This is a genomic window from Sphingobacterium siyangense, from assembly GCF_007830445.1.
Taxonomy (GTDB): domain Bacteria; phylum Bacteroidota; class Bacteroidia; order Sphingobacteriales; family Sphingobacteriaceae; genus Sphingobacterium; species Sphingobacterium siyangense.
The window spans coordinates 1-12,256 of the sequence record NZ_VLKR01000029.1; the positions used below are offsets into that span (position 1 = coordinate 1).

Annotated in this window: 8 protein-coding genes and 1 tRNA gene; 8 read left to right on the plus strand and 1 reads right to left on the minus strand. The window is 40.1% G+C overall.

Annotated elements, in window-relative coordinates; all coding sequences use genetic code 11:
* Positions 1 to 12 precede the first annotated feature (12 nt).
* The 7 genes from IQ31_RS20890 to IQ31_RS20915 all read left to right on the plus strand — a co-directional run bounded on the left by IQ31_RS20890 (position 13) and on the right by IQ31_RS20915 (position 9,233).
* A tRNA-Met gene (locus IQ31_RS20890) sits at positions 13 to 85 on the plus strand.
* Positions 86 to 435: 350 nt separating this feature from the next.
* Positions 436 to 1,107 (plus strand): carboxypeptidase-like regulatory domain-containing protein, encoded by a 672-nt coding sequence (locus tag IQ31_RS27710; RefSeq protein WP_208734337.1) that lies wholly within the window; start codon positions 436 to 438, stop codon positions 1,105 to 1,107.
* On the plus strand, positions 1,095 to 3,524 hold the full coding sequence (locus tag IQ31_RS20895) for a SusC/RagA family TonB-linked outer membrane protein (protein ID WP_244294552.1): 2,430 nt from the start codon (positions 1,095 to 1,097) through the stop codon (positions 3,522 to 3,524). Before IQ31_RS27710 ends, IQ31_RS20895 begins: the two co-directional genes overlap by 13 nt.
* A 23-nt stretch (positions 3,525 to 3,547) precedes the next feature.
* Complete coding sequence (locus IQ31_RS20900; protein WP_145329851.1) at positions 3,548 to 5,269, plus strand: RagB/SusD family nutrient uptake outer membrane protein; 1,722 nt, start codon at positions 3,548 to 3,550, stop codon at positions 5,267 to 5,269.
* 169 nt (positions 5,270 to 5,438) lie between these two features.
* Positions 5,439 to 6,740, plus strand: a complete 1,302-nt coding sequence (der, locus tag IQ31_RS20905; protein WP_070569188.1) for a ribosome biogenesis GTPase Der — start codon at positions 5,439 to 5,441, stop codon at positions 6,738 to 6,740.
* A gap of 21 nt (positions 6,741 to 6,761) precedes the next feature.
* Positions 6,762 to 8,228 carry a cysteine--tRNA ligase gene (cysS, locus tag IQ31_RS20910; RefSeq protein ID WP_075994298.1) on the plus strand — a complete coding sequence of 489 codons (1,467 nt, stop codon included), beginning with the start codon at positions 6,762 to 6,764 and terminating at the stop codon, positions 8,226 to 8,228.
* A gap of 120 nt (positions 8,229 to 8,348) precedes the next feature.
* Positions 8,349 to 9,233 (plus strand): DUF4440 domain-containing protein, encoded by an 885-nt coding sequence (locus IQ31_RS20915; RefSeq protein WP_070569123.1) that lies wholly within the window; start codon positions 8,349 to 8,351, stop codon positions 9,231 to 9,233.
* 77 nt (positions 9,234 to 9,310) lie between these two features.
* Here the strand turns inward: IQ31_RS20915 and IQ31_RS20920 are convergent, their stop codons facing one another.
* Positions 9,311 to 10,660 (minus strand): peptidylprolyl isomerase, encoded by a 1,350-nt coding sequence (locus IQ31_RS20920; RefSeq protein WP_145329853.1) that lies wholly within the window; start codon positions 10,658 to 10,660, stop codon positions 9,311 to 9,313.
* 482 nt (positions 10,661 to 11,142) lie between these two features.
* On the opposite strand from IQ31_RS20920, the gene IQ31_RS20925 reads away from it, so the two are divergent.
* Positions 11,143 to 12,234, plus strand: a complete 1,092-nt coding sequence (locus IQ31_RS20925) for a lactonase family protein (RefSeq protein WP_158638943.1) — start codon at positions 11,143 to 11,145, stop codon at positions 12,232 to 12,234.
* Positions 12,235 to 12,256: the final 22 nt, after the last annotated feature.

Below are 12,256 nucleotides of genomic sequence, written 5' to 3' on the forward strand. Positions count from 1 at the left end.
TTTAAAATACATTGCGGGGTGGAGCAGTTGGTAGCTCGTCGGGCTCATAACCCGAAGGTCACTAGTTCGAGTCTGGTCCCCGCTACTAAAAGAAAAAAGCCGAGGTGAATATCTTGGCTTTTTTTGTGTCCTAATTTACGCTATAATACCGCCTGTTTTTCAGGATCATCTTTTTTCCTACTCTTGTAAATTTCTTTTTATCGATTGTCGTGAGGTTGTTGAAAAACGGTCTTTTGCTGTTATTTAATCGTTCTAATTTTTTGATATTGGATTACGCTGTAAAATGTGTGTTTATGCAATCGTTTGTTTAATTGGCGCAATCGATTTCGTTGTTGCTAAATTTTGATATACTATCATCTTGCTTTAGATTTAGCATTCATGTACCTAAATTTTGATTAGTACGCTAATCAATTTTTAAACTAACTATTAAATATTATGATTTCAAAGATTCTCGACAATCACAAGTTGAGTCTGTTATCATTAGCTTTACTCATTGCAAGTACACACAACTCGGCTAATGCTAATGGTCTTACGTTTCCAAACAACAATATTTTGTTGAATGACGCGGTTTATCAACAAAAAGTGAATGGAAAAGTGCAGTCTACAGACGGCCCATTGGCTGGAGCAACCATTAGTGTTAAGGGGAGCGCTAAATCGACATCTGCGGGAGTAGATGGACGGTTTACCATAGATGCTAAAAATGGTGATGTACTGGTCGTTACAAGTGTTGGTTATAAAACACAGGAAGTGACGGTGACAGGACCGGTTGTTAACATCAATCTGGAGTCCAATAGTGAAGCACTTCAGGAAGTTGTTGTCGTTGGGTATGGAACACAACAGAAAAAAGAAAGTTTAACTGGTGCCCTTCAGGCTGTTAAGGGAAACAAATTACGTGATGTCACTACGCCGTCGGTTGAGAATATGCTGAATGGTAAGGCTGCCGGTGTATATGTTGCACCAGGGGCTGGTAAACCGGGGTCAAATGGTGGTGTTGTGATTCGTGGTCAGGCAACCCTAAGCGGTACGACGAGTCCGTTGGGGTTATTGATGGTGTTATCGTTGGCTCAAGCCCAGGTGATATCAATCCAGATGACATTGAATCATTGACTATCCTAAAAGATGCTGCCTCAACATCTATTTATGGTTCTCAGGGTGCAAATGGTGTTGTTGTCGTTACAACAAAAAATCCTTCGGCTTCCAAAACAAGCATTAGCTTTTCTACAAAAATGGGTATCAACCAACTTTCCAATGGACACATGGAAATGATGGACGGGGCTGAACTTTATGACTACTTTGCTTCATTTTCGAATCCCGCTGATATCAAATTCCCGCGTTGGAATTCGGACTTGCGCAATAGCAACTTTGATTGGTGGAAGCTGGCAACAAAGACCGGATTTGTCCAAAATCACAATTTATCCATTCAGGGAGGAAATGATAAATTACAGTCTTATTTGTCTTTAGGTTACTACAACGAAGCCGGTGCGGTAAAAGGGTATGATTACGATCGTTATAACTTTAGATTACGTACCAACTATAAGCCTTTTGACTGGTTGACCATCAAGCCATCTATTGCCGGTTCGAGACGTGCGGTAGATGATCGTCAATATGATGTCAATGCCATGTATGGAAACCTGCCTTGGGATAGTCCATACGATGCAAATGGAAATTTGGTGCCACACCGTTATAGTGGCTGGGTCAATAATGCAAGCACGAATTACTTGTATGACTTGCAATGGAATCATAGTGCCAATACCAATTATGAATTTATGGGTAACTTAGATTTCGATGTCAAATTAACAGATTGGTTGACGTTTTCTTCTGTTAACAATTATCGTTACAATAGTTATTCTGATAATGGTTATCAAGATCCGCGATCAAACAGCGGTGAAAGTGTAATTGGGCGTGTGACGGATTACCGCATGGAGTTTGCGCGTCGTTATACCAACCAAATCTTGCGTTTCAACAAGACCTGGGATAAACATAGCCTGAATGGATTGGCTGCATACGAATTTAACGACTACTGGACAAAAACTTTAGATGCTTACGGAACGGGTATTGTCAATGGTTTCGAGGTATTGGATGTTGTTGCAAAGCCAGAACGTACGAAAGGCGGAATTTCCGAATGGGCAGTACAGTCATTCTTGTCGAATGCAAACTATGCATACGATAATAAATATCTGGCACAGGTGTCGTTCCGTCGTGATGGAGCATCCAATTTTGGTACCAATGCAAAATATGGAAACTTCTTTTCCGTTAGTGGTGGCTGGAATATCAATAAGGAAGAGTGGTTCAAGGCTGATTGGGTAGATAACTTAAAACTGCGAGCGGCTTATGGATCGGTAGGTAATAGACCGAGCTCATTATATCCACAATATAGCCTTTATTCGGTATCGGCATCATCAAGCTATAATGGAATACCAGGGGCATTAATTAGCCAAATCGGTAATAAAGATCTGACTTGGGAAAAAACATACACAACAGGATTTGGTGTGGATGCAGCCTTATTTAAGAATAGGCTAAGACTTAATGTTGATTATTACGATAAGAAGACTGATAATGTGCTTTATCAAGTGCCGATCAGTGGTCTGACAGGTGTCACTTCTATCTGGAAAAATATTGGTAAGATGCAAAACCGGGGGATTGAATTGACCATCGGTGGTGATATCGTTCGCAATGACAATGTACATTGGAGTTTGGATGTTAATTTAAGTCACAATGTGAATAAATTGACCGAGCTATTTGCGACAAAAGATGCCAATGGTAATCTTGTTTCGAAACCAATTATCGCAGGGGACGGATCAGGGATAGCTGGATCGGCGCAACGTTTGCTTCAACCTGGTTATCCGGTAGATACCTATTATCTAAAAGAATGGGCTGGTGTCAACGTTGATAATGGTTTGCCAATGTGGTACAGATACGAGACAGATGCCAATGGCAATGAAACAAGGACAACGACGTCGAACTATTCCAATGCAACTTTCCGCAATGCAGGAAAAGGAAATGCAGATCTCTTTGGCGGTTTCAGTACAGCCTTAAGTTATAAGCAGTTTGATCTAAATGCCGTGTTCGGGTTCTCTTTGGGCGGTAAGTTGTATAATTATTCGCGCCAAGAATTTGACTCGGATGGAACTTATACCGATCGTAATCAGATGAAGTTACAGGATGGTTGGAGCCGCTGGGAAAAACCCGGTGATGTTGCTACTCATCCGATAGCAAGATACGATAACCAAGATAAAGGTAATTCACCGTCAACACGCTTCTTGGAAAGTAACAATTTCTTAAAAATGAGATCCTTGACTTTGGGTTACAACTTCGATCTGAAAAAGTATAACATCAAAAATTTACGTGTATTCTTAGCTGGAGAGAATTTGTTTACGATTACAAACTACTCGGGTGTTGATCCGGAGCTTCCATTGACTGAACCAGATGGTAAAGGCGGGGGTGGTCAAATGATCAGATCTACAGGCGTCTCTGTATATCCAATGGTTCGTAAATACATGTTCGGCGCAAGTGTGACATTTTAATTTTAACGTTTAGAAAATCAATAATGAAAAAGATATTAATCGGACTTTTGATCGCATCGGCAGTATCCTCCTGCGATATCGATCGTCTTCCTTATACTTCGATGGACGAAGAGAATATTGTGAGTAATCCTGATGCCATGGTAACAGGTACTTATGCGCAGTTAAAAGCTTGGTCTGACCCAATGCACCGTCTTGGTGAATACGCTGGTGATAATATGATGATCCGCGGGTCATCGACAGACGCATTTTACAAATTTATCTCCTATGCGAGAACACCTAATAATTACCGTTTGCAGAACTTCTGGGATAGCGGTTATAAAGCTATCGCGCAATCTTCGAACGTCATTAAGATGTTTGCTGAAGGTCAGAGTCCAGAAATGGACAATAAAATAGGTGAATGTTATTACATCCGTGGAATGATGTATTTTTACCTTTGTCGCGCATTCGGGAAGCCTTACTACCAAAGTCCAGAAACAAACTTAGGCGTTCCGATTGTCAATGGTACACCTGAAGATGTTTTCAATGATTTGAACTTACCGGACCGTGCGTCTGTAAAAGATACTTACGCGCAAGCGATCAGTGATCTGAAAAAAGCAGAAGCTTTAATGACCCTTGATAAGGGGGCCGCATATGCGTCTAAGGGTGCAGCGCAAGCGATGCTTTCCCGTATATATCTGTATATGAGTGGTACGTATAAAAATCCAAATGCGGAATATGCGCGTCTTTCTGTAGAATATGCGGATAAAGTGATTAACTCAGGTAAATATGTCCTGTTGGGCCGTGAGCAATTCATGAAATACAATACGTTTAGACCTGAAGATAACAAGGAGACCATCTTTGCGGTGAAACGTGTGGCTTCTGAATTTTCGGGCGATGACCATTATTATGGCATTGGAGGTATGTATTCCAATATTGGTGGTATGGGCTGGGGTGAGATGTATTCCAGCGCCAAATACATTGATTTATTGAATGAAACTGGTCGCAATGACTGGAGACCTGATCATTATACGATTGTCGACGCACGTGCAGCATTTATTGAACCTACTTATTCAAAAGATGATGCGGGAAAATACACAACTGTTTTTCGGTTTATTAAACAAGATGTACCCAAAAATGCAGGCGATCCGGTTACGCTAAGCTATGTACAGGCTCCTGCTACCATAAACGGGAATACCGTGACTTGTAAAGATGGTGATAATGTCTATACATTAACTGCTGTCAATGCTGCACAACAAACCTATAAAATTGCCTATGCAGATGGTAAAACATATACAGGTATGATTGATTACTATATTTCCTTGAACCGGGCTTATCCACAATTTTATATTGTGAAATGCTCACGTGAAGGTGAGGAGTCTCAACTGCACTCCCCTGTAATCAGCCGCTTGGGTGAAATTTATTTAAACCGCGCAGAGGCTAATGCAAAATTAGGTAATTATGGTGCAGCGCTAAATGATTTAAATACCATCAGAAATCGATCTATTGTCAATGGTGGATATACTTCAATTGATGCGGCCAGTGCAAGCAAACTGATTGACAAAGAGCGTCAGTTGGAATTGGCTTATCAGGCTGAACGCAGCTACGATGTGTTCCGTAACGGAGACCCGTTAAACCGTACATATCCGGGGCCACAGAAACAATTTGAAGATATTCTACCAACAGATTTTAGAGTAACTTATTTTATTCCTCAGGATGCGATAAATTCATATCCGGGCAAATTGACTCAGAATCCAACGTCTAACTAGGCGAATATTGATAATTTAAACCCTATAAATGGCTTTACTTCACGGTAAAGCCATTTTTGTTTTTGTGTCGCGATAATCCCTTTCGAATCCGTATCTTTGTTCCCTTAAGTATATTTTTAGCATAAAAGTGCCGCCTGCTGTGATAGTGGGTGGATCAAATAAAATAAATATGGCAAATATTGTTGCAATTGTTGGTCGTCCAAATGTTGGTAAATCTACCTTATTCAATCGTCTTACAGAAAGTAGAAAAGCGATTGTTGATGACTTTAGCGGGGTGACGCGCGACCGTCATTATGAAACAGCCGAGTGGATCGGAAAGAAATTTACAGTAATTGATACAGGTGGTTTTGTACATGGTTCGGATGATGTCTTTGAAGAGGCTATTCGCGATCAGGTTTATATCGCTATTGAAGAAGCTTCAGTCGTTATATTCATGGTGGATGTCACAACTGGTATTACCGACTTGGATGACGAAATCGCTGATATTCTGAGAAGAAGCTCCAAACCTGTGTATGTAGTGGCCAATAAAGTCGATCACGCGAAATTGCATCATGAATCGGCAGAGTTTTATGCCTTTGGTTTAGGAGAGGTCTTCAATATCTCGTCAGCTACAGGATCGGGTACAGGTGAACTGTTGGATGCTGTGGTTTCTCATTTCGAAGTGGAGGAGGAAGAAGAAGAATCCTTACCTAAATATACCATCGTAGGCCGCCCGAATGTAGGTAAATCTTCTTTGACAAATGCTTTGATCGGTAAAGATCGCAACATTGTAACGCCAATGGCAGGGACAACACGTGATTCAATCCGTATACATTACAATCAATATGGACATAACTTTTTATTGATCGATACTGCAGGTCTTCGTCGTAAGTCCAAAGTAAATGAAGATATTGAGTTTTATTCGGTGATGCGTACCATCAAAGCCTTGGAAGATTCTGATGTGACGATTTTAATGTTGGATGCACAGGATGGATTAGAAGCGCAGGATGTTAATATTTTCAACCTGGCAGAGAAGAACCGTAAAGGTATCGTAATTGTTGTCAATAAGTGGGATTTGATCGAAAAGGACAACAAAACAATGAAGGCTTTTGAAGATCGCATCAAAGAGAAAATAGCACCATTTACAGATGTGCCTATTATCTTTACTTCCGTAACTGAAAAACAACGTGTTCTTAAGGTGTTGGAAGTTGCCGACAAGGTATATGCCAACAAAACCAAAAAGATCCCTACTTCCAAATTGAATGAAGTGATGTTGGATATTATCGAGAATTATCCACCGCCATCCTTAAAGGGTAAATATATCAAAATTAAATATGCAACACAGTTGCCAGGACGGACACCGATGTTTGCATTCTTCTGTAATCTGCCACAATACATCAAAGATCCGTACAAACGTTTTATTGAAAACAAATTGCGTGAGAACTTTGACTTTACAGGTGTGCCAATTCAAATATATTTCAGACAAAAATAGATTTCCAAGCAGCGATTAAACATGGACCATAATCTCTATTTATACAATACGCTTTCGCGAACAAAAGAAAAATTCGAACCTATTCATCCCAATCTTGTTGGTATGTATGTATGTGGGCCCACAGTGTACAGTGATGTGCATTTGGGGAACTGTCGGACGTTTGTGTCTTTTGATTTGATTTTTAGATACTTGCGTCACCTTGGTTATAAAGTGCGTTATGTGCGCAATATTACCGATGCGGGACACTTGGAAGGCGATCGTGATGAAGGGGATGATAAATTTGCAAAAAAAGCAAAATTGGAACAATTGGAACCGATGGAAATTGTTCAAAAGTATACGATAGGTTTTCATGACGTATTGCGTCTTTTCAATACGTTGCCGCCCAGTATTGAGCCTACTGCGACAGGACATATTTCCGAGCAGATTGAAATGATCGAACAGATTATGGAGAATGGCTATGCCTATGAGCGCAACGGTACAGTCTATTTTGATGTTGAAAAATACGTTGAAACATACGATTATACGATATTGACCAATCGTAAATTGGAGGATATGCTCAATAATACCCGTGAATTGAGCGGTCAGGATGAGAAAAAGGGACGTTTGGATTTTGCCTTATGGATCAAAGCAAAACCTGAAACGATTATGCGTTGGCCTGCACCTTGGAGTGTTGGCTTCCCAGGTTGGCATATTGAATGTTCGGCCATGAGCAGAAAGTACTTAGGTGATCAGTTTGATATTCATGGCGGTGGAATGGATTTGGCAGCTACACATCATACCAATGAAATTGCACAATCAGAAGCATGTAACCATACGAGCCCTGCCAAATATTGGATGCACACGAATATGTTGACTGTAAATGGTGCGCGTATGTCCAAATCTGCCGGAAATGGATTTTTACCGGGCGAACTATTTACTGGAAATCATCCCTTATTGAATAGAGGTTATTCGCCGATGGCCGTACGATTCTTTATGTTGCAGGCACATTATAGAAGTACGCTGGATTTCTCCAATGAGGCTTTGGATGCGGCCGACAAGGGGTATAAAAGACTCATGACTGCGATCAGTCTTTTAGACAAATTGAAGGTGTCGAAAGGTGCTGATTCATTCAATTTAGCTGAAATCCGCCGCAAGTGTTACGCAGCTATGGATGACGATTTTAATAGTCCTGTACTCATTGCCGAATTGTTTGAAATAGTACGTATCATCAACTCGATTTATGATGGTAAAGCGAAAGTAACAGCTGAGGGATTGGAAGGTCTTCAAGTATTCATGAAAGAATTTGTTGAGGATATCCTAGGGCTTAGAAACGATCAGACTTCAGCATCCGATGATATCGATGACGTCATGAATCTGGTCATTAAACTACGTAATGAAGCCAAAGCAAATAAAGACTTCGTCACCTCTGACCGTATTCGTGATGAGCTTAATTCTATTGGAATTCAATTGAAAGATAGCAAAGAAGGAACACTTTGGAATAAGATTTGATAGATAAGAAATCGAATTTATAAAAGAGGAATAAAATGGAATATTCCTATTGGGAAAACACATTATCGTGGAAACCAATGGATATTCCATGTAACCTTTAAAAGAAAGATCAATTTGCATATGAATTTTTGGAATAGGCTATCCGTCGTCGCATTCATGAGTGTTGCTGGTACAACACTTTATGCGCAGATACCTGAGAAAGTTGGAAGCCTATTGCAGGCCGATAAGGATGCTGCTGCACTGGCTAAAGCCTCTACACCGCATCAAGCGTTTCTTTCGATCATTGATAAGGAATCTACGTTTTATGTCCCATCGGCAGTAAATGCTTATAACTATCTTAATAATAGACCAAATATTCCCGATGTCTTAAATTGGCAACCTACGTTTGCGTTGATTGCTAAAAGTCAGGAGTTTGGTGTGACTTCGGGGTCTATGGACTTTCAGAAAGTAGGTGCAAGATTGCGTCATGGAGAATACTTGACTGTCTGGAAACGCAACAAAAAGGGTAAGTGGCTGGTCGATATTCGGGCCGAAGTTGAAAACAACGGGAAGGATGGGGAATTTGATCTTGAATATATCGAACCTACCGATTCGTGGTATCTGAAGCATCGCTCTAAAGTGCGATTAAATCAGCGTGAAGATATTGTCCTGGAAACAGACAAATTGATGTCAACAGTTCTGAAGGCCGATAACCCAACCGCATATAAGGAGTTTTTAAGCGAGGATGTCCGCTTTTTGTTCCCTTGGACCAGTCCGATGGAAGGAAAGGCCACAATGATGGCTTATCTCAAAAAACAGCGGATGACGATAGAAACAGTCCCGGAAGAAGTAAAACGTTCGTATAGTGGCGATTTTGCCTATACAAAAGGAACTGCAACGGTACGACAAAAGGATAAGGTGGTGAAGTATAATTATATTCGTATCTGGCAACTGAGCGAATTGGCGAAGGATGATGTGAAGAAAGCGAACTGGAATATTCTGATCGAGATGATGTTTGAGAAATAGCATGACGATTGCCAAATAAAAAAAGGGCTTGAATATATACTATTCAAGCCCTTTTTTATAGGATAAGTGTTGTAGACTTATTGTTTTTTCCATTTTTTCAATTCATCGCATGAACCAAACTCGTCACTGATATTGATAAATGTTGTTTTCGATTTATCATCGAACCATTTACTTAGATTGCGATTGATTTTATCTTGTCTGGCAGCCTCTTTGATTTTGGTGAAATCCTCGTCCAAATTTGCTTTGTGCGGCGGAATACGTGTTTTCAAGTAATTGAAACGGTAGCCAACATCGCCCATTTTGTCTGTAAATTGCTCTGGTTTGGAGTATTCCCCTGGTTTTAGGGGATCGATTGCTGTGAATACTGATTTCTCCAAGCCATCCATAGGAATTACGGTTGTGCGGCTTGAGCCTTCTTGATTTAGGATCATACCCCCATTGAATTTACTTTCCTCTGCATCTGAATAATTTGTAGCAGCATGATAGAAATCCATTTTTTTGTCAACAACCAGTTTATAGATACTGTCCAATTTATTTTTGGTTCGTTCCAACGCTGCTGCACCAGGATTGATCTTCATCAGGATATGGCGTGTATGCACCTCTTCGCCCCGTCGTTCGAGTACCTGAATAATATGAAAGCCAAATTTGGATTCTACAATTGGTGAAATTTCTCCCGGTTTTAATTTAAAAGCCATCGCGGAGAATTCCTTTACGTAGTTGTCACGTGTGCCGAAACCTAAATCACCACCATAAGGGGCAGATCCCGGATCTTGCGAGTATATACGAGCCATTGTACCAAAGTCCGAGCCATCTACAATCTGCTTGCGGATACCTTCAATCTTATCTCGTTGCTCTTTTTTTTCTGCATCTGTCAATTTGGGCATCATCACAATCTCACCAATTTCTACCTCGGTATTGAAGTAAGGCAGACTGTCTTTATTCAAGCCTTCAAAATAACGCTTTACTTCCAATGGTGTTACGTCTACTTTTTGAACAATGTTTTGCTGCATTTTGTTAGCTTTCAATTGCTCAAAAACACTTGAACGCATTTCTTCCTTGTATTGCAATAAAGAGCGGTTGAGGAATTTTTCAAGACGTTCTTGCCCCCCTGCCTGTTGTGACATATGACGTAGGCGGGAGTTAAGGTTATCGTCAACTTCGGTTTCCGTTACATCTATAGAGTCAATTACTGCCTGTTGGGAAAGCAGCTTCTGAATGATTAACTGCTCAAGTACGCCGCATTTAAAATTTTCATTAGGTTTATTCCCTTGCGCTAACCATTGAGAATATTGCATATCCACGTCGGACTGTAAGATAATGCCCGATCCAACCGTTGCTACAACGCGATCAATAACTTGACGTTGCGCAAGACTGGCCTGAATTGATGCAAACAGCAATAAAAACAATATATAAATGTTTTTTTTCATCCGTATAAATTATTTATGATATTTATGAGTGATCTTCATTTGTATAAATGAACTCGTTTCACTCGGTTATTTGTTCATCATTTATTTTTTTGTCACAAGCATTCACGCTGCCTTCGGCGGTATACGTAGTAATTGTGTTCAATATATACTTTTTTGAACAACAGCACAAAATTATCAGATTATATGAATTATTCGTACTTTTATTTAACAATATTTTTGTATTCCCAATATTTTAAATGGGTGATTTTAGAATTGTTAAAATTGATGTGCTAAAATACGCATTTGCCTATTAGAAAGGACGGTTTTAACCAAATTTAACAAGTCTATTGACGATATTTACGCCTGTAAAATGGAGGGATTTTAGATCCTCACACGGAGGAATGAATGGAGGGATTTAATTGGAGTCCTGTATAATTTAGCAACAAACTTGGTGTAACGGTCTCATTCAACAAATGAGTAGCTACATCTATAAAATAATTTCAATGAAAAAAGCATTTATTTATTTGATGACAATTTTACCTCTGGCTAGTTTTGCGCAACAGATTCCCATGTTTGTGGGCACATATACGAGCAAAACCGCGAGCAAGGGCATCTATATTTATAATTTTGATGTTAAAACTGGTGAAACAACCTTGTCGAGCACGCAAGAAAGTAAAGATCCATCCTTTTTAGCGCGAAATAATAACTTTATTTATGCCGTTAATGAGGTTCCAAATCAAGAGGGGACTGTTTCTGCCTATTCTTTTAAGGACGGTCATTTAACTTTTCTAAACTCACTTCCTTCCGGAGGAGAGTCGCCTTGTTTTGTTGAAGTACATCCTAAGGGTATCTTGCTCGCTGTAGCAAATTATACGGGCGGCTCTGCGGCGTTGTTTGATTTAGAAAGTAATGGTGTTTTAAGCAAAAGAGCGCGATTAATACAACATGAGGGTAAGGGGGTGGATCCCATACGCCAAGAAAAGCCACATGTACATTCTACTTTTTTCTCCAATAAAGGGGATAAGTTGTACGTCCAAGATCTTGGTTTGGATGAGATTTCTATTTATCCGGTGAATAAAACGGGAAATGCCTATAGTCTTGCAGATGAATCAGAAGATATCTTTACACCAGCAGGAGGGGGACCGCGTCATATCGTGTTTGATAAGAAAGAGAAATTCCTGTATGTCGTATTGGAAATGACCGGTCAAATTGCATCGTATAAGAAAGATGGCGACGCATGGATGTATCAAAGTACTTTCGATATCAACCCCGAAGGTTTTAAAGGAACTAACGGCGGTGCTGATATGAAGATCTCTGCTGATGGAAAATTCCTGTATGCGACCAACCGTGGCGATGCCAATACGATAGCTACTTTTTCGGTAGAGAAGGATGGGGAATTGAAGAAAATAGCAAATCTTTCTGTAAAAGGTAAAGGTCCGCGTAATTTCAACCTTTCTCCGGATGGGAAATATCTTTTGGTCGCCAATCAATATACCAACAACATTGTTTTGTTTAGCCGGGATGCTAAAACGGGTTTGTTGACAGATACTGGAAAAGAAATTGCTGTACCAGCACCAGTTTGCATTATCTTCTAATCCAGAAAAGAAGTTCGAATAA

Coding starts and splice junctions, on each gene's coding strand:
- der (WP_070569188.1), top strand. CDS start 5,439: ATGGCAAATATTGTTGCAATTGTTGGTCGTCCAAATGTTGGTAAATCT.
- IQ31_RS20915 (WP_070569123.1), top strand. CDS start 8,349: ATGAATTTTTGGAATAGGCTATCCGTCGTCGCATTCATGAGTGTTGCT.
- IQ31_RS27710 (WP_208734337.1), top strand. CDS start 436: ATGATTTCAAAGATTCTCGACAATCACAAGTTGAGTCTGTTATCATTA.
- IQ31_RS20920 (WP_145329853.1), bottom strand. CDS start 10,660: ATGAAAAAAAACATTTATATATTGTTTTTATTGCTGTTTGCATCAATT.
- cysS (WP_075994298.1), top strand. CDS start 6,762: ATGGACCATAATCTCTATTTATACAATACGCTTTCGCGAACAAAAGAA.
- IQ31_RS20925 (WP_158638943.1), top strand. CDS start 11,143: ATGAAAAAAGCATTTATTTATTTGATGACAATTTTACCTCTGGCTAGT.
- IQ31_RS20900 (WP_145329851.1), top strand. CDS start 3,548: ATGAAAAAGATATTAATCGGACTTTTGATCGCATCGGCAGTATCCTCC.